This is a genomic window from Alistipes sp. i18-0019-D1 (assembly GCF_042852885.1).
In the GTDB taxonomy this organism is placed as follows: domain Bacteria; phylum Bacteroidota; class Bacteroidia; order Bacteroidales; family Rikenellaceae; genus Alistipes.
The window spans coordinates 1,588,396-1,607,584 of record NZ_AP031424.1 but is presented as its reverse complement, the minus strand read 5'-3'; the positions used below and the strand labels follow the sequence as shown (position 1 = coordinate 1,607,584).

The following is a 19,189-nucleotide window of genomic DNA, read 5'->3' as shown; positions in this document are numbered from 1 at the left end:
CGGCATGACGAACCCCTCTCCGCTGGTTTCGGTCTGTATGACCACCTACAACCACGAACCCTATATCGCCCGGGCTATCGAAAGCGTGCTGGCGCAGCAGACCTCGTTCGGCGTGGAGTTGGTCCTGGGGGAGGATTGCGGCACGGACCGCACGGCGGAGATATGTCGTGAATACGCGGCGAAATACCCCGACCGCATCCGGCTGGTGACCTCGCCGGAGAACGTCGGCTGGCGGCGGAACTACCGCCGGACGTTCGAGGCGTGCCGCGGGAAATACGTGGCCTACCTCGACGGCGACGACTGGTGGTGCGATCCGTTGAAACTGCAAAAACAGGCCGACTTGATGGAGTCGGACCCCGGATGCGGCATGTGCTATACGCGCGCCTCGAACTACTGGCAGGCCACGGACCGCACGGAACCCGACCACCCGGACCATTACACCGATTTTGCCCGTCTGCTTTGCAGCCTGACGATCGCCAACTGCGCGACGCTGGCCCGCCGGGAGCTGATCGCACGGTATTACGACGAGGTGCGCCCCGCAGAGCATCCCGAATGGAAGACCGACGACGCTCCGATGTGGCTCTGGTTTTCGGTGTGCAGCCGGATCCGTTACATGCCCGACATCACGGCCGTGCACCGGCGTCTGCCCGACAGCGTGAGCCACAGCACGGCTTACCGGAAGCGGATCGCCTTCTGCGACTCGCTGATGGACATAAGCCTCTGGTTCGACGCCCGCTACGGTGCGGGCCGCAACCGTTTCCGCATTCTCCGGCGGCGCAGTTCGGTGGCTTTGTGGGTCCTTTCGTGGGAAGGTCCGGTCGGGGAGTACGTGGCGCGCTGGCGGCGCGACGTTGCGGCCTGCCCGCGCCTGCTGCTCTGCCCCGAAGGAGCGGGGCTGCTGGTGAAAAAGATTCTTTTCCGACGTAAAAAATAGCGTTTATGACAACAAAAGAGCGTTACGACGGCATTATCGCCTGGTTCTCGGAGCACATGCCCGTGGCCGAAAGCGAATTGCACTACACGGACCCCTATCAGCTGCTGGTGGCGGTGATCCTCTCGGCGCAGTGCACCGACAAACGGGTCAACATGACCACTCCGGCGCTGTTCGAGGCCTTTCCCACGCCGTACCACATGGCCCGCGCCACAGCCGAGGAGATTTACCCGTATATAAAGAGCATCTCCTACCCCAACAACAAGGCCCGAAACCTCGCGGGAATGGCCCGGATGCTCTGCGAGGAGTTCGGCGGCGAAGTCCCGAGCGACCTGGAGCAGATGCAGCGCCTGCCCGGCGTGGGCCGCAAGACGGCCAACGTGCTGGGGGCCGTGCTGTGGCAGAAGGAGGTGATGCCGGTCGACACGCACGTTTTCCGCGTCTCGGAGCGCATCGGGCTGACGACCCGTTCGAAAACACCGCTCCAGACCGAACTGGCTCTTGAGAAGAATATTCCCGGCCACCTGCTGCCCGTCGCCCATCACTGGCTGATCCTTCACGGGCGTTATGTCTGCGTGGCCCGGGCCCCGAAATGCGGCGAGTGCGGCATTGCGACGTGGTGCCGCAAATACGCCGCCGACCATCGACAACCTAAAACCTCAAAGAAATGATAAGACTTGCTTTCCGTCTTTTGCTGATACTGCTGCCCCTGGGCGGCATGGCCCGGACGCCGCAGGATTCTCTGCGGGTGCTGTGGGTCGGCAACAGTTTCTCCTATTGCAACGATTTGCCCGGCATGGTGCAGAAGATCGCCTCGACCCAGAAGGTAAAACTCTCCTGCACGCGTTTCCTCAAGGGCGGCGAACGCTTCTCGGGGCACCTGAAAAACAAGAAGCTGTTGCAGGCAATTGCCGACGGCGGCTGGGATTATGTCGTCCTGCAGGAGCAGAGCACGGCTCCCGCGATGGCGACCGGCGAGGTGGCCCGCGAGGTCTATCCCGCGGCCCGGACGCTCGACAGTCTGGTCCATGCCGCGTCGCCCGACGCCCGGGTGATCTTCTACATGACCTGGGGGCACAAGTACGGTCACCGGATACCTGTGGAAGAATACCCGCTTTCGAACGGATACGAGGGGATGCAGGAGCGTCTGAAGACCAGCTACCTCGAAATGGCCTACGACAACGGCGCATGGTGCGCCCCGGTGGGCATGGCGTGGCGGACGGTACGGCACGAACGGCCCGACTGCATCCTCTACCGGCCCGATTGCTACCATCCCGCGGTTCCGGGCAGCTATCTGGCGGCCAACGTCATTTTCACGACGATCCTCCAGCGTCCCTACCAGACGGCCTTCACCGCGGAACTTCCGGCCGAGCAGGCCGAATATCTCCAGCGTACGGCCCAGCGTACCGTGCTCGACAACCTCGTGCTGCTGAATATCCGGTAGGACTGTCGGTGTATCCCGCGGTTTTTGTATCTCGGGTGTCGTAACGACACTTTTATTAGCCGGTACGTTTTGCCGGACCGCAAAACGGTTCGGTTTTGGAAACGTCCCGGCTTTTTTGTATCTTTGTCAAATCCACCAAAGCGGAGGAAACCGAATGAAGCTATCGAAAGAACATATCGAACGTCTGCGGGAGATGCTCGCCCGACCCGGGCAGCGGATTGTCATCGTTTCACATACCAACCCCGATGGCGATGCCGTCGGATCGTCGCTCGCATGGGCCGAGGTCCTGCGTACGATGGGACATGCGGTGACCTGTGTCGTTCCCAATAAATTCCCCTATTTCCTCGACTGGATGCCCGGTATCGACGAAATCGTGGTCTTCAAAACCGACACCGAAGGGCGCGCCGCGCGCGCCATCGCGGAGGCCGATATGATCTTCTGCCTCGATTTCAATGCCGTTTCGCGGCTCGAAATCCTCAGCGACACCATCGAGGCCAACACCACCGCCCGCCGCGTGCTGATCGACCATCACCTCTCGCCCGACGAGGGTTTCGACCTGATGTTCTCGCATCCCGATTCGTCGAGCACGTGTTTTCTGGTTTACAGCATCGTCGAGGCGATGTGCGGCACCGAGGCTATCACACGCCGCATGGCCGAGTCGCTCTACGTGGGCATGATGACCGACACGGGCAATTTCGCCTTCTCGTTCCTCACCCCGGAGCTGTTTCGCGCCGTGGCCGTGCTGGTCGAGAAGGGCATCTCGATCCCCGACATTCACAACAGCGTCTACAACGCCTATACCGAAGGCCGTGCGCGGCTGTTCGGCTACGCCATCAACCGCAAGATGGAGGTGATCCAGGACGGGACGGTGGCCTACATGTCCTTGCTGGAGAACGAGATGCGCCGATTCCAGTTCCAGCAGGGCGACAGCGAGGGGTTCGTCAACTACGCCCTTACGATCAAGAAGGTCAAGATGTCGGCCATGTTCCTCGCCCACCGCAAGTTCATCCGCGTGTCGCTGCGCTCGCGGGGCGACGTCGACGTCAACCTCTTCGCCCGGAAATATTTCAGCGGCGGCGGCCACAAGAACGCCGCGGGGGGCAAGTCGTTCGTCTCGATGCAGGAGACCATCGACCACTACGTCCGTTCGGTGAAGGAGTTTGCCGACGAAGGCCATCTGGGCTGACCGTCATGGACGATTTCCGCCTCAAGGTCTTTATCGCCGCGGCTCGGACGTTGAGTTTCACCCGGACCGCCGAACAACTCTACATTTCGCAGCCCGCCGTCAGCAAGCACATCGGCGAGCTGGAATCCCGTTATAAGGTGCAGCTTTTCACCCGCCGCGGCAGCCGTCTGGAGCTGACCGATGCGGGGCGTACGATGCTGGAGGCCGCCGAACGGCTCCTCGACGATTACCGCCGCCTCGAATACGAGATGAGCCTCTGCGCCGACCAGGCCGGGGGCGAACTTCGTCTCGGGGCCAGCACGACCATTGCGCAGTATCTGCTGCCGCCGATCCTGGCGCACTTCACGGCGCGCTTCCCCGGGGTGCGGGTCTCGATGTCGTCGGGTAACAGCGCCGAGGTCGAGCAGGCGTTGGGCGAACACGCCGTGGACCTGGGGCTGGTCGAGAGCCTCACCCGCCGGCAGGGGCTGCACTACACGCTTTTCAGGCCCGACGAACTGGTGCTGGTGGCCCGTCCGGGCGGGAAATACGCCCGCCGGGAGACGGTGACCCCCGAGGAGCTTTCGCGCATCCCGCTGGTGCTGCGCGAAAGCGGTTCGGGGACGCTCGAAGTGATCGCCGCGGCCCTTGCGGCCAAGGGCATTCGTCTTTCGCAGCTCGACGTGGCGATGCGCCTCGGCACGACCGAGGGGATCAAGGCCTTCGTCCGCAACAGCGACGCCATGGCCATCGTGTCGGTGATTTCGGTGGTGGACTGCCTGCGCAGCGGCGAGCTGCGGATCGTCGACATCGAGGGGCTGACGCTCTCCCGCGATTTCGCTTTCGTGCATGCCGAGGCCGAACCCGCGCGTCTGGCGCGGCGGTTCATCGACTTCGCCCGGGCGGATTTCTGACCGCCGGACCCCGGCTGCTTATCCCCGTGTCATAACTTCAGGTTATCCCGGATAACCAAATCTTGTTCCGTATCCCGATAAAAGATGCGACCTTTGCCGTCGAAATAAAGCAAAGGTTATCGGTCGTCATTAAAACTGCAAGGATATGCTGGAAAAAGGTAACAGGGCGAACACCCTGCACGGAATTCTCCTGATCGCCCTGTTTTCGTTCGCGGCGTTTTACATCGCCGAAGTTCCCATTGTCAAACGGCTCTCGTTCAGCCCCCTGATCGTCGGCATCGTGCTGGGCATGCTCTATGCCAACAGTCTGCGCAACCGGCTGCCCGAGACGTGGGTTCCCGGCATAAAATTCTGTACCAAGCAGGTGCTGCGCTGGGGCATCATCCTTTACGGGTTCCGCCTGACGCTGGCCCAGGTGGCGGCTGTGGGCGTGCCGGCCGTCGTCGTGGACCTGATCGTCGTGACGGTCACCATCCTGGGGGGCGTCCTGCTGGGCCGCCTGCTGAAGATCGACCGCGACACGGCGCTGATGACCTCGACGGGCAGCGCCATCTGCGGCGCGGCGGCCGTACTGGGGGCCGAGCCGGTGGTGAAGTGCGAGGGGTACAAAACCGCCATCGCCGTCTCCACGGTCGTCATTTTCGGAACCCTCTCGATGTTCCTCTATCCGGTCATGTACCGCACGGGCATGCTCGACGGGATGACCGACACGGAAGTGGCCGTCTACACGGGCAGTACGCTGCACGAGGTGGCCCATGTGGCCGGGGCGGGCAATGCGATGGACCCCACCGATGCGCTGGGGATCGCCGGAACGGCCACCATCACCAAGATGATCCGCGTCATGCTGCTCGCGCCCGTGCTCGTGATCATGGGTTTCGTGCTGGCGGGCCGCCGGAAAAGGTCCGGGGGCGAGGCGGAAAAAAGCAGGATCACCGTGCCGTGGTTCGCCTTCGGGTTCATCGGGGTCATCGGCTTCAATTCGCTGCTGCAATACCTTTGCGGGGTGGAGACGGTCCGGGAAATTCCGCTCAACGGGGCCATCGAGTATGTCGATACCTTCCTGCTGACGATGGCCATGACGGCGCTGGGGACCGAAACGAGCCTCGACAAATTCAGGCAGGCGGGGGCCAGGCCTTTCGTGCTGGCCGGCCTGCTCTACGTCTGGCTGGTGGCGGGCGGTTACTTCGTCACGAAATACGTGGTCGGCATGTTGTAGCGGCCGCTTTACAGCTTCGGCAGCGCCGGGTTTTCGTGCTCGGAGTAGCGAAGCACCCGTTCCCGAATGAAGTCCGCGAAACCGCGGGCTTCTTCGTATGTAAGGACCTTGGGGTAGCTCATCAGCACCAGCCGATGAGGGTGGAACGGCCGCCGGAACGAGGGGTGGACGTACTCGTAGGGATTGGTGACGAAGCCCAGCCGCTGGTAGAAATGCTGGCGGCGGACCGAGATTTCATCCTCCGGCGGGTCGATCTCCAAGATGACGCGCCGCCCTTCGCAAAAAGCCGCGAGGGCTTTCGATCCCATGTTCTGTCCCCGCAGTCGGGGCGAGACGGCCAGGTGCTCGACATAGTGGTAATCCCCGGCGTTCCAGTGGAAGAGGATGCCGATGAACTCGTCGCCGCGCCAGATGCCGTCGGCCTCGAAATGCGGGTCGCCGAAGGCACGGTCGTAACCCGTGCCGTCCCAGCGTTCGCAGTCGGGGAAGGAGGCCTCGTAAAGCGCCCATGCCTCGGCCCAGCCCTTGTCCGAGCGCGATCTGAAAGGTATGAATCGGAGTTGCTGTGTCATGGTTCTCAATTTTCGGCAAGATACGGCAAATTTCGCACAAAACCCAATCCCAGGGCCGCTCCGACTGCGCAAAAAAAAATCGCGCGGCAGGGGTCGGTATCCGGAAACGGCGTGTCTACCGGGTGAAAGCAAAGAGGAAAATCTGTTTTGTGTAAATGATATGCGGAAAGAGATAGACAGACTGATCGATTCGTACCGGAGCAATGCTTTGAACAAGGAGGAGGCCGGTATGCTGGCGGAATGGCTGGAGGAGTCGGATGAAAACCGGGCTTATTTCAGGGAGTGTCTCGCCGGACGGGAACTGCCCGCGTCGGCCAGGGCGGAGCGGGAATGGGCGCGTTTCGCCGCCCGCAACAGGATTCTGTTCGCGGTTCCCGAGGTTGCCGGGCCGCGCCGGAGGCCCTTCCTGCGCTATGTGGCGGCTGCCGCCGTGGTTGCGGCGGGCGTCTGCGCCGCGTGGTTCTGGCAGCGCACCCCCGATGTCGCGCCCGAAGCCGGGACCGGGACGGAGATCAGCGCCGCACAGCCTTTGGAATACCGCACGGCGCGCGGCGAGAAACTCGACATCGTGCTGCCCGACGGATCGAAGGTCTGCATGAATTCCGAGGCGACGCTCACCGTGGACCCGGGATTCGGGAAGGCAACGCGCGAGATCGAGTTCGACGGCGAGGCGTTTTTCACCATTTCGCCCGACAAAAACTGTCCGTTCATCATCCACAGCGCCAACAACAACTATACGGTGTTGGGAACGTCGTTCAACCTCCAGTCCTATGCCCGGGAGAATTTCGCCGTGGTGACGCTTCATACGGGGTGCTTGCAGGCGCAGGTCCGGAAGGACGTCATCATCCTCGATCCCAACGAGGAGCTGCAGATCGACGCTTCGACCAACACGATCTCCAAGCGGGAGGTGCGTGTCGACGATTCGATCGGCTGGATCGAAGGGCGGCTGGTTTTCTCGGGACATCCGCTCAAGGACGTGGCCAACAAGCTTTCGCGCTATTACCAGGTGAAGATCAACATTCACGACGAGATCGCCAACCTGCAATATACGGGCATGGTGGACCGGGAGACGCTGCCGGAGGCCCTGCGGATGATCTCCGCGACCTCGCCGGTGAAGCTTTCCATCACCAACATCGACGGGGAGTATTTCCTCTCCCGGGCGAAACGAAAATAACAGACGGATTATCAAACTACCTAAACGATTGAATGAATGAGCAATTTTAACAAATTCGAAGGTTGCTGTACGATGCTGCGACGCTGGCTGGCGTGCGGACTTGCAGCGATGTCTCTGGCGGTTGCGGGCGCCGCCCGCGCCTCCGAAGCCGGGGAGAAACCCGCTTCGACCGTAACGCTTAGCGTCGAGAGAGCCTCGTTGGCTTCGGTCCTGAAGAAGATCGAGGCCCAGACCTACTACACGTTCTTCTTCAACAACGAGTTGGTGGGCAAGGCCGCTCCGGTGACACTCTCCGTGAAGCAGGCCCCGGTTCCCGACGTGCTGGCGAAGATTTTCGCCGGGAGCGACCTCACCTATGAGTTCCGGGAGGATAAGATTCTGATCAAACGCAGGAACGCCGACAAATCCGCCGCGCAGGCGCAGGAGGCCGGGACTGCTTCGGATGTCGGCGGACAGGCCGCCGGTGTGGACCGTCCGGTCTCCCCCCCCCGGCAGCAGGGTAGCGCCTCCCCGGCCGCTCCGGCGCTGGTTCAGGGCGTCGTCCGGGACGATGCCGGACAGCCCGTCGCGGGCGTCAGCGTGATCGTCAAGGGTTCGCTCGTAGGAGCCGTCACCGAAAGCGACGGTTCATACCGCATCAAGGCGCGCCCCAACGACCAGCTGTCGTTCAGCTTCCTGGGCTTCAAGACGCAGGATGTCTACGTCGGCAGCAAGACGACGATCGACGTGGCCCTGGTCAGCACGGCGCAGGCCATCGACGACGTGGTCGTGACGGCGCTGGGCATGAAGCGCGAGGAGAAATCGCTGGGTTATGCCGCCACGAAGGTCAAGGGCGACGTCTTTTCGTCGTCGGCCTCGTCGTCCAACTGGATGTCGGGCCTTTCGGGCCAGGTGGCGGGGCTCTCCGTGGCCAAAGCCAACACGGGCGGCGGCGGTTCGATGCGCGTGACGCTGCGCGGCGAGTCGTCGATCGACCTCAACAACAACGGGGCACTGTTCGTGATCGACGGCGTGCCGATGTTCAACACCTCGGCCGCCGGAGGCGAGTCGGGCGCCTATTCGATCGACTACGGCAACGGTACGGGCGACGTCAACCCCGAGGACATCGAGAACATCACGGTGCTGAAAGGCCCCGCGGCGACCGCCCTCTACGGTTCGGAGGCCGCCAACGGCGCCATCATCATCACGACGAAGTCCGGCGAAGGGCAGGACGGATCGGTGTCGGTGACCTTCACCTCGAATTTCGTCGTCGACCAGATCAACTCCTCGCCCGACTTCCAGTACGTCTACGGACAGGGTTCGTCGAAGGGAACCGACGGTTTCCACTACGGCGACCCGGTCGACGGCGAAGGCACGAGCACACTCGACGTGTCGTCGTGGGGCCCCAAGATGGACGGGACGCTCTATTACCAGTATTTCGACGTGAATCGCGGCATCGGCGTCGACGAGAACGGTGCGCGCATCAAGACGCCGTTCGTCAGCTACGGCAACTGGTTCAAGAATTTTTTCCAGAACGGATGGACGGCGACCAACACGCTCTCGGTTTCGGGCAAGATCAACAAGAACAACTCGATCCGTTTCTCGGTGACCGACTACCGCAGTGAGTCGATCGTCCCCAATTCGCCGTGGTCCAAGCAGTCGATTTCGCTCAAGAGCAACAACAAGGTCAACAAGTGGCTCTCGATGGATACCTCGCTGACCTACTACCGCAAGGACGACGACAACCTGCCCGTGATGGGTTACGGTTCCAGTTCGATCATGTACTCGCTGTGGTGCATGTCGCCCAACATCGACATGAACTGGGCCAGGCAGTACTGGTATCCCGGGCAGGAGGGCATCCAGCAGGACTCCGACCTTTCGGGCGGTAAGAACAACCCCTATTTCGTGGCCTACGAGCAGATCAACACGCTCGACCGCGACCGCATGTACGGCAACACGGCGCTGAACCTCCATCTTTACAAGGGCCTCGACCTGATGCTCCGCGGCGGTCTCGACTTCTCGCGCGACCTGCGCACGGTCCGCCATCCGAAAAGTTCCTATTCGCAGAAATACGGCATGTACAGCGAGCAGGAACTCACCTCGCTGCAACTCTCAACCGACTTCCTGCTGAAGTACGACCGCAAGCTCGGCGCGGGCTTCAACATCACGGCCAACCTGGGCGGAAGCATCATCAACCGCTCGTTCGTGCAGACCGACAAGACCGCCGAGCAGCTCAAGCAGCCGGGCGTCTATTCGCTGGCCAACTCGGTCAACCGCATCAAGACGAACAATTACTCCTACGAGCGTCAGACCAACAGCATCTACGGACTGGTCTCGCTCTCGTGGCGCGACGCCGTATACCTCGACATCACGGGCCGCAACGACTGGTCGTCGACGCTGCCCAGCAGCAACAACTCCTATTTCTATCCGTCGGTTTCGGCCAGCGTGCTGCTGAACGAGCTGATCGACTTCGGCACGGCGCGCGACATCGTCAATCTGGTGAAACTGCGCGGCAGCTTCGCGCAGGTGGGTAACGACACGAAGCCCTACCGTACGTCGAACTACCTCACGGCGTCGGATTTCGCCGGCAATTTCCAGATTCCCCGCACCGCGGCCGACCTCAACCTCAAGCCCGAGATCGTCAGCTCGTGGGAGGTGGGCGCCGACATCCGGCTGTTCCGCAGCCGCCTGAACCTCGACGTCGCCTACTACGACAGCGAGTCGAAGAACCAGATCGTGAGCATGCCCGTGAGCCAGGCTTCGGGCGTTGCGAGCCGTTACAGCAACACGGGCCGCATCCGCAACTGGGGCTGGGAGGTTTCGGTCAACGGCACGCTCGTGAAGACCAAGAAGGTGCAGTGGAAAGCCTACGCCAACTGGGCGCTCAACCGCAACCGCGTGCTCGAACTGGGCGACGGCGTCGATTCGTGGATCGTGGCTTCCTACTCGTCGCACGCCTACATGACGGCTTACGAGGGTCAGTCGCTCTCGACGATGTACGGCCTGGGCTACAAACGCGCCCCGGAGGGTTCGTTCATCGTCGGCAAGGACGGTTCGCTGACCGACGTCAGCGGACAACTGGTGATCGACGAGAACGGCTACCCGCAGTATTCCGACGACTTGCAGCGCATCGGCGAGTGCATGCCCGACTGGAAGGGCGGCTTCGGCACGAGCGTCAAGTGGAACGGCCTGACCCTTTCGGTGGCTTTCGACGGACAGTTCGGCGGGCACGTCTACTCTTACTCCAACGCCCTGCTGGGTTCGCGCGGTAAGGGTACGATCTCGCTTCCGGGACGTTACGACGGACTGGTGCTCGACGGCGTCAACCTGCTGCCCGACGGCAACTACGTGAAGAACACGCACAAGACGGCCGACATCACCGAGTACTACGGCCTGGCCTACGCGTTCCAGAACGCCGAGCAGAACTTCGTCAGCACGCAGTTCCTCAAACTGCGCGAACTGCGCCTCGACTACGAATTCCCGAAGAAACTGCTGGCCAGGACCGGTTTCATCAAGGGTCTCGTGCTGTCGGTCTACGGACGCGACCTCTTCTGCTGGTCCGAATTCCCGGGCTGGGACCCCGAAGGCGCCTTCATGCGCGGTTCCTCGGTCGTTCCCGGCTTCGAAATCGCCCAGATGCCCGGAACCCGCGCCATCGGCGGCAGTATCAAGATCACTTTCTAACCCTGGAGGACCCGAAAAATGAAAAACACGATTATAAAACTGACAGCACTCTTCTCGTTCGGCGCGCTCGCCCTGTCGGGCTGCGACAATTTCGACGAGATGAACGTGAACAAGAATGCGCTGCAGACCACCAATGCCACGAGCTACGTGCAGCCGATCACCTTCGGTCTCGAATATGCGCTGCTGGAACGTTCGTTCGACGTCAACTCGCAGCTCATGCAGTACACCGTGCAGGCGCAGACGCAGGCGGAGCGCATCTACAACTACCGTTTCAACAACTCGATCATCAACTACTTCTGGCAGAACATCTACCGCTGGGCGGGCAATGCCGAGACCATGCGCGTGCAGGCCGAGAAGGACAACGACCGGACAGGCCTGGCCATCGCCTGCATCCTCAAGGTGCTGACCCTTTCGCACATCACCGACGCCTTCGGCGACGCGCCTTATTTCGAGGCCGGCAAAGGGTATACCGAAGGCAAGTTCTACCCGGCCTACGACAGCCAGAAGGAGATCTACCGCGATATGTTCGAAAAACTCGAACTGGCCAACGAACTGCTGGCCGAAGGCAAGGATTTCGACGCTCTGGAGGATTACATGTACGACGGGAAGGTCGCCCGGTGGCGCAAGTTCGGCAATTCGCTGTACGTCCGCCTGCTGATGCGCGCCGCGCTCAAGGACGAGAGCGACCGGACGGGCGAGCGCCTCGACGCCGTGTCGAAACTCAACGAGATTTTCTCCTACCCGTCGGTCTATCCCGTCTTCGAGAGCCGTGCGGACGCCGCCAACGTGAAGTTCGATGCCAACGTCAATGCGCAGTACACGCCGTTCCACAACGTCCGCGCAGGACTCTGGAACGCCAACATGATCTGCGAACGGCTGATGGACGAGATGTACGACTCGTCGGTCGGGCTGAAGGACCCGCGCGTGAATTTCTATTTCGACAAACTCGTGGGCGTGCCGACGCAGGTGACCTACAACGAGCTGATGGGCTACTACGACACGGCGGGCCACTACCGGCGCAACGTGATCCAGGACCGCGACCATTTCGCGCTGATGAACTACTCGGAACTCTATTTCATCTGGGCCGAGGCCGCCTACCGCGGCTGGATTCCCGGGACCCCGAAGGAGTACTACGTGAAGGCCGTTTCCGAGGCTGTCTGCGAGTGGACCGACGACGCGTCGGCGGACCTGACGTCGTTCCTCGCCAACTCCAGGGTGTCGCTCGACGCCCTCGACGGCGAGGAGGTCCTCGAACGGATCATGACCCAGAAGTGGATTTCGAACTACCTGGTCGGTATCGAATCGTGGTGCGATTACCGCCGCACGGGCTATCCCGAGATGCCCGTCAAGGCGCTGGCCGCCAACGACGGCATCCTGCCCACGCGCCTGCGCTACCCCTCGGACGAGGAGTTCCGCAACAAAACCCACTATTTCGAGGCGGTGAACGGCTGGCTCGGAGGCACGAATAACATGACTACGAACGTTTGGTGGGCCGACCACACCGACAAACGCAAATAAAAGGAGACCAACGATATGAAAAGATTCATTTTTCTGATATTGGCGGCGGCGACGGCCGTTTTCGCAGCCTGTTCGTCCGACGAAGGAACGTCGGCGTATCCCGGTAAACTGGAGGTCGTGCTGACCCCGGCGTGGGACGCTGTCCGGGGCATGACCAGTTCGAGCCAGATCAAAACCGTGGCCGTAGCGCTCAACGTGGAGAGCGTGCACTGGACGGTGACCTCCGACAGCGAATGGTGCGTCGTCGACGAAGAGACGAGCCACGTGGGCAGCGGCGAATTCACCGTCGAGGTGACCGCCAATGAGGACTTCAAGTCGCGTGACGCCGTGGTGACCCTTTCGGCGGGCGCTTTCACCTGCCGTATGACCGTCGACCAGTCGGGCAACATCTTCATTCTCGACAAGGTCTATTCCGTGGTGGCTCCCGACGATACCGAGGCCATCGAAGTGGAGGTCCGGACCCTCTCGAAGTGGCAGCCGGTCGATTCGGAGTGGATTCACGCCGAGGTCGTCAGTACTTCGGAACCCGACGCCGAAGGCATGACCACCTCGACGCTCCGCATCCGCTGCGACGCCAATACGGGCGCTGCGGGCCGTTACGGCACGCTGACCATCGAGCCGACCGACGGACACGGTTACAGCACCGACTACGCCGTTTACCAGTTCGGAACCGGCGTGCCGTTCGATGCCGACAACAGGCTCGACCTCGCGGCGAAGGGTGAAATCACGTTCGACGTGGTGGCTCCGTCCGAAACCGTCGTCGGCGTGACCTGCCCGGCATGGGTGACCTATGCGGCGGAGCCGGACGGCGAACGGACGACCTATACCTTCTCCGTTGCGGAGAACCCCAGCGATACGAAGACCGAGCGCGAAGGCGAGATCGAGTTCTCGATCAAGGACATCGCGGCGAAAACCGCACTGCCGACTGTCAAACAGGCGTTCTATCCCGCGGGCGGCATCGTTTCGGGCGCAGGCCTGAAAATGTTCGCCGAGGCGTTCAACGCCGGGGGCGACATTTCCGACTGGACGTCGGGCGAGGGCGGCAGGACCGTCGAAGTGCTGGGCGACGTCGATATGAAGGGGGTCGAATGGACGGCCATCGGTACTGCGGAGCGTCCGTTCGACGGCGTCGTTGCCGGCAACGGGCATCTGATTCTGAACTGGAACGCGGCGCAGCCCTTCTTCGGCCACCTGGCCGAGGGGTCGGAAATTCGCGATCTGACGATCGACGCCACGTCGAAAGTCACGGTGAAAAATGTTGCGAAGGACGTTTATGCGGCGGCGTTCGCCGGTGTCTGCAACGGAACGCTCAAAAACTGCCGCAACATGGCGGCCGTGACGCTGGATGCCGCCGCTACGGTGAACGGTGCGTGCGGCGTGGCCGGTGTTGCGGGCCTCGTCGGTGCGACCGGGCGTGTGGAGAACTGCGTCAATACGGCGTTCGTCACCCTGAGCGGCAATGTCGTCGGCAACAAGATCTCGGTCGGCGGCGTGGTGGCCGAAACGGAGGCCGGGTCCGTCGTGACGGGATGCACCAACGAGGGCGGCATCTCCTCCTCGGGCGCAACGCCCAAGGCCAACACGGCGGGCATCTACACGGGCGGCGTGGTCGGCTATGCCGGCGGCGCGGTCGAGAACTGCACCACCGAGGGCGGTAAGACGATCGCCCTGCAGATTACGGCCGGCTACATGAGCTACACGGGCGGCATCGTCGGCTGGGCCGACAGCTCCGTAACGGGATGCACCAACAAACAACCCCTTTCGATCGCAGCCAACCGCCTGGGCGACGCCTGCCGCTATGTCTATGCGGGCGGCGTGGCCGGCAAGTCGGTCGGTGCGCTCACCGGCTCGAAGAACCGGGGCAACCTGACCGCCGCGGCAATCTGCAAGTTCGTCATCATGGGCGGCATCGTCGGTTCGGCCGACGGAGCCGTGTCCGACGTGGTCAATGTGGCTGCGGTCTCGGTTCCCGGAAACCCCGACGGAACCAACGGCGCACTCAAGGAAAAGTATTTCGGTCCCCGTTACGCCTATGTCGGCGGCATCGCGGGCCAGCTGCGCATCGACGGAACGGTCACCGGCAACGGCGACACGACCAACTCGGGCGCCGTCACGATCGAGCAGATGGAATATAGCACCGAGGACATCATCGCCCTGGGCGGCGTGGTCGGGCATCAGCTCGGCAAGATCTCTAATACGGTCAACTCGGGGGCCGTCACGGTGTCGGCCAGCCCCGCTTCGGGAGGAACCATCGCCTGGAAGGTCCGCTGTTTGGGCGGTATCTCCGGCCTGCTCGGTGAAATCGGCAAGACCTATGCGGAAGCATCGGTCGCCGGGTCGAAGAACCTGGCCCTCGTCAAGCAGGAGCGCACGACGGTCCGCAGCAACGGCATGCCCGCCTATGTGGGCGGTATCGTCGGCTACATCTATGAGTCGGCAGCCTCGGTTTCCGGTTGCACCAACAGCGGCGAGGTCAACAACGACTATTATAACAACAACATCGACTTCGATGCCGCGGAAAGCACCAAACGGACGAACTGCACGGGCGGCATCGTGGGTGCGGCCTCTACGCTGGGCGAACCCAACGTCATCTCGTCGTGTTCCAACTCGGGCCTGATTCCGATTTACCGCGGTATCGGCGGCGGCGTGGTGGCCTATGCCGACGGCGTCGGGATCAGGGACTGTACGAACACGAGCAGCTTCCCGACTTCCAACCGCAACGGCGTTACGGGCGGTGTCGCGGGGCAGGTGCTTAACGCGCAGATCGAGGGCTGTCTGAACAAGGCGCTGGTGTTTGCCGACGGTGCGGGCGATGCGGTGACGGTCAAGGTCGGCGGCATCGTCGGGGACCTCGGCGAGAACTCCGCGGTCCGAGGCAGCAAGCATTACGGGGTTGTCTATCCCAAGATTTACGGCAGCACGGCCAAACCCGAGTACAAGGTCCTGACCAGCGGCGGCATCGCCGGTGTCTCGGCGAAGGGGACCGTGATCGAAAACTGCGGGTTCGGCGGACAGCTCAAGGGCGCGGACGACGCCCATACCTTCGAGATGAAACTCGGAAACATTTGCAGCGATACGAACTTCACCGGCTCGGGGAACACTCTTTGGGACGGAAAATAAACGGTTGGTTAGTTGGTCGGGAACGGGGCGGAAGCCTCCGTTCCGTTCCCGTTTTTTTAAAACAATGCGATGAATGGCACGGAAAATATTATTTGCACTCTTTGTCGGGTGGTTGCTGACCGCCTGCGGCGGTAACGACGCGCCGGGCGGAACTGGTCCGAACGGCGGGAATGCGACCGTCACCGGAACGGTCGTCGACCAGCGGGGACTGCCTGTCGAAGGCGTGGTCGTGAGCGACGGACTGCTGACGACCCTGACCGACGGGTCGGGGAACTATGCGCTCGGAAGCGACCTTTCGAAACGGCGCTTCGTGCAGGTGACCATTCCCGCGGCATACGAAATCCCCGTGAAGAACGGCATTCCGCAGTTCTGGCGGCGCATTCCGGAAGGGGCGACCGAATTCCGGGCCGACTTCACGTTGCAGGCACGCCGGAAGGCCGCTTCGCGCTACACGGTCCTGATGACGGCCGACCCGCAGATCCGTCCGCGCGGTGCGCGCTACGACAATTTCGCGTTCCATTCGATCGACATGTACGAGGACATGTGCCGCGACCTTCGGGAGACGGCCGCGTCGATCACCGACCGCCCCGTTTACGGCATTGCGCTGGGCGATCTGGTTCACAACGACATGTCGCTCTATCCGACCTATTGCGCCGGGATTGCGGATTTCGATTTCCCGGTGTTCAGCGTCATCGGCAACCACGACCATGTGCAGAACGTGGCGACCGACCGCGAGGCGGTGAAGAAGTTCGAGGAGTACCTCGGCCCGACCTGCTATTCGGTCGAGCTGGGCGAATTGCACTTCATTTTCCTCGACAACATCGTCATGAAGAACAACACGCTCGATCCGAACAGCGTCGGGGCTTACAGCGACGGGCTTTCGGACGAGGTTTACAGCTGGCTGTGCAACGACCTGAAGTACGTCGACAAGAACAGGACCGTCATGCTCTGCGCCCATAGTTCGATGTTCCGCAAGCCCGATTCCGAACCTGCCGACCGGGACAGGCACGGGCCGGACTACGCCTCGCGTCTGGCGCAGTACCGCTGCGTGCACTCCTGGGCGGGCCATTCGCACATCAACTTCAACTATGCCTATTCGGCCGAGGAGACGGCGGCGAAGTTCCCCAACGTCGAATCGCACATCCTGGCCCGGTCGACCGGGGCGCTGTGGCTCAACGAAAGCATGTCGAGCGACGGAACGCCGCGGGGCTATATGGTCGTGGAGGTCGACGGGGAGACGGTCAGTTGGTACTATAAGCCTTATTCTTATGAAAATGACGTACCTTCGGGGCTGGACCGCAGCCACCAGATCCGGGTTTACGCCCCCGGCGCCTGGTACAGCGACGGATACGTCTACGCCAATGTCTGGAACCACGATGCCCGCTGGGGTGCCGTCCGCTATACGGACAGCGGCAAAAGCGGCGCCGAAATGAAGCGCGTGACCGTCTGCGACGGGGCTTTCGTCCGGATGGCCGACCATTACAACTCGGTTCAGACCACGGCGACGTTCGAGCCTTTCCGGACCTCGCACATGTTCCGCATCCTGCCCACGGCGGGGGTGGATCGGGCGACTGTCGAGGCGACGGACCGTTTCGGCGAACGCTATACGACGACCGTAACATGGTAACGAACCTGAAAATTTAACCGGATTATGAAGAAATTGTTATTGACTCTTCTTGCCGTGGCGGTAACTTTGGCGGCTGCGGCGGGCGGCATCTCCTCCGCCGCGGAACTCGCGGCCTTTGCCGAGGCCGTCAATGCGGGCGGCGATATCGCCGCCTGGCAGGACGAGCGCGGCGAAGTGCACCTGAAAGCCGACATCGACATGGGTAAGGTAAAGCGGTTTGCGCGGATCGGGAATTTCGAAGGCGTCTTCGACGGCGAAGGCCACGCGATCCTCAACTGGAAGACCGACGGCGGACTGTTCCGGCTCGTCGCCGAGGGCAGCGTCGTGCGCAACCTCGTGATTGCGGCGAGCTGTTCGATGAAGGTGTCGGACGATGGCGACGACGCGCTCTATGCGGGCTTTGTTGCCGACGTGAACCACGGCACTCTGGAACGCTGCGAGAATTACGGTTCGATTGCGCACCGCTCGGCGCGGTCGCTCCGCGACAACTACGTGGGCGGCGTCTGCGGCATGAACAAATACGTCGTCATCCGCTGCAAGAACGGCGGCGACATCTCCTCTTCGGGCAGCTGCCCGTCGCTGGCCCCGGCGGCCGAGCCGCGGATGTACCTGGGCGGCGTGCTGGGCGGAAGCCTCGGGCGTTCGCTGCCGGGGGCTTTCGTGGCTTATTGCGAGAACACCGGGCGCGTCGGCTATTCGGGCGCGTTCATCGTCTCCCACATCGGCGGCATCGTGGGCTACAACATGCGCGTGAAGACCAAGTTCTGCATCAACCGCGGGGAGATCGTCTCCGCGGCGCGCGGCGTCGAGGAGGGCAGCGACCGCTACTGTCAGGAGATGGCGGGCGGCATCTGCGGCATGGCCAAGGGCGACGTGATGTGCTGCGACAATTTCGGCTCGGTCACCACGCGCGGCCATGCGTACAGCCTCACGGCCGGCATCTGCGGATCGGCCCACGAGTCGCTGACCGTCGGCGACTGCGGCAATTTCGCGCCCGTGACCTCGGTGAGCACCTATCAGGCTTCGGTCGGAGGCATCGTCGGGCTGTCGGGGCGTCCCGTCGTCGTTTCCCACTGCCGCAACAAGGGCGCCGTCCGCTTCGACGGCACGAGCGTCGACCGCCGTTCGACGGCCGCGGGCATCGTGGGCGACATCTACGCCAAGAAGGACGCCGTCTACGCCGCTTCGGTCCGCGACTGCCGCAACGAGGGTGATGTCTCCTGCGGGCTGGGCGAGAACACGCGCAACAGCGCGCGGGGCATCCAGGCGGCCGGCATCGTCGGTTTCGTCAACGGCAATGAGGCGGTGAGCGCCGACGTGCGCGACTGCGTGAACACGGGCCGGGTGCGCTCCGAGTCGGGGCGGGCGGCCGGCATCTGCGGGTTCGCCAGCTACTGCGATTTCGACGGCAACGAGAACCTCGGTTCTGTCGAAGGGGCCGGGGCGCTGCTGGGCGGCATCGTCGCGGCGTTCGACAACGGTTCTGTCCGGGGATGCACCAACCGGGGCGACGTGCTGGCCGGGTCGAAAGGCCAGGCGGGCGGCATCGCTGCGACGACGTGGAACGGCGGGAACTCCCGCATCGAATCCTGCCGCAACGGCGGCGTGGTCAAGGGCATGTTCGGGCTGGCCGGGTCGATCCTCGGCGAAGGCCGCACCGGGAGCGACCGCGTCGCGTCGTGCGGCGTCGGCGGAGGCGTGGGCACGGCGGCGCAGGGGCGCGATGCGGCCCCGAAGGCTGCGCCCGAAAACTTCGACCAGTTCATCACCGGGCGCAACGTCGTGAAGAACAAGGCGGTCGTGGACCGTGCGAGCTGCTATTACTGGGACGGAAACAACTAAAAA

The 19,189-nt window shown here is 62.5% G+C and carries 13 protein-coding genes; 12 read left to right on the top strand and 1 reads right to left on the bottom strand.

The window, feature by feature from the left end:
* The first annotated feature begins 4 nt into the window (after nt 1–4).
* From ACGHP5_RS06795 to ACGHP5_RS06770, 6 genes are all read left to right on the top strand, one after another.
* Nucleotides 5–934, top strand: coding sequence for a glycosyltransferase (locus ACGHP5_RS06795; protein WP_337657801.1), 930 nt, complete (start codon nt 5–7; stop codon nt 932–934).
* A gap of 5 nt (nt 935–939) precedes the next feature.
* A complete protein-coding gene (nth, locus tag ACGHP5_RS06790) occupies nt 940–1,602 on the top strand; it encodes an endonuclease III (RefSeq protein ID WP_390568228.1) in 663 nt (220 codons plus the stop codon).
* Complete coding sequence (locus ACGHP5_RS06785; RefSeq protein WP_337771613.1) at nt 1,599–2,375, top strand: DUF4886 domain-containing protein; 777 nt, start codon at nt 1,599–1,601, stop codon at nt 2,373–2,375. Before nth ends, ACGHP5_RS06785 begins: the two co-directional genes overlap by 4 nt.
* A gap of 154 nt (nt 2,376–2,529) precedes the next feature.
* Nucleotides 2,530–3,561, top strand: a complete 1,032-nt coding sequence (locus ACGHP5_RS06780; protein WP_337771611.1) for a DHH family phosphoesterase — start codon at nt 2,530–2,532, stop codon at nt 3,559–3,561.
* Between the two features lie 5 nt (nt 3,562–3,566).
* On the top strand, nt 3,567–4,454 hold the full coding sequence (locus ACGHP5_RS06775; RefSeq protein ID WP_390568227.1) for a LysR substrate-binding domain-containing protein: 888 nt from the start codon (nt 3,567–3,569) through the stop codon (nt 4,452–4,454).
* A gap of 145 nt (nt 4,455–4,599) precedes the next feature.
* A complete protein-coding gene (locus ACGHP5_RS06770) occupies nt 4,600–5,670 on the top strand; it encodes a YeiH family protein (RefSeq protein WP_337755724.1) in 1,071 nt (356 codons plus the stop codon).
* A gap of 8 nt (nt 5,671–5,678) precedes the next feature.
* On the opposite strand, the gene ACGHP5_RS06765 is transcribed toward ACGHP5_RS06770, so the two are convergent.
* A complete protein-coding gene (locus tag ACGHP5_RS06765) occupies nt 5,679–6,242 on the bottom strand; it encodes a GNAT family N-acetyltransferase (protein ID WP_337771607.1) in 564 nt (187 codons plus the stop codon).
* A gap of 160 nt (nt 6,243–6,402) precedes the next feature.
* Here ACGHP5_RS06765 and ACGHP5_RS06760 point away from each other — a divergent pair, with 160 nt between their 5' ends.
* From ACGHP5_RS06760 to ACGHP5_RS06735, 6 genes are all read left to right on the top strand, one after another.
* A complete protein-coding gene (locus ACGHP5_RS06760) occupies nt 6,403–7,416 on the top strand; it encodes a FecR domain-containing protein (protein WP_321590096.1) in 1,014 nt (337 codons plus the stop codon).
* A gap of 36 nt (nt 7,417–7,452) precedes the next feature.
* A complete protein-coding gene (locus ACGHP5_RS06755; RefSeq protein WP_390568226.1) occupies nt 7,453–11,079 on the top strand; it encodes a SusC/RagA family TonB-linked outer membrane protein in 3,627 nt (1,208 codons plus the stop codon).
* 18 nt (nt 11,080–11,097) lie between these two features.
* A complete protein-coding gene (locus ACGHP5_RS06750) occupies nt 11,098–12,597 on the top strand; it encodes a SusD/RagB family nutrient-binding outer membrane lipoprotein (protein WP_337658036.1) in 1,500 nt (499 codons plus the stop codon).
* 15 nt (nt 12,598–12,612) lie between these two features.
* Nucleotides 12,613–15,717 carry a BACON domain-containing protein gene (locus ACGHP5_RS06745; RefSeq protein ID WP_390568225.1) on the top strand — a complete coding sequence of 1,035 codons (3,105 nt, stop codon included), beginning with the start codon at nt 12,613–12,615 and terminating at the stop codon, nt 15,715–15,717.
* 73 nt (nt 15,718–15,790) lie between these two features.
* Nucleotides 15,791–17,344, top strand: a complete 1,554-nt coding sequence (locus ACGHP5_RS06740; RefSeq protein WP_337771602.1) for a calcineurin-like phosphoesterase family protein — start codon at nt 15,791–15,793, stop codon at nt 17,342–17,344.
* A gap of 24 nt (nt 17,345–17,368) precedes the next feature.
* A complete protein-coding gene (locus ACGHP5_RS06735) occupies nt 17,369–19,186 on the top strand; it encodes a hypothetical protein (protein WP_337771601.1) in 1,818 nt (605 codons plus the stop codon).
* Nucleotides 19,187–19,189: the final 3 nt, after the last annotated feature.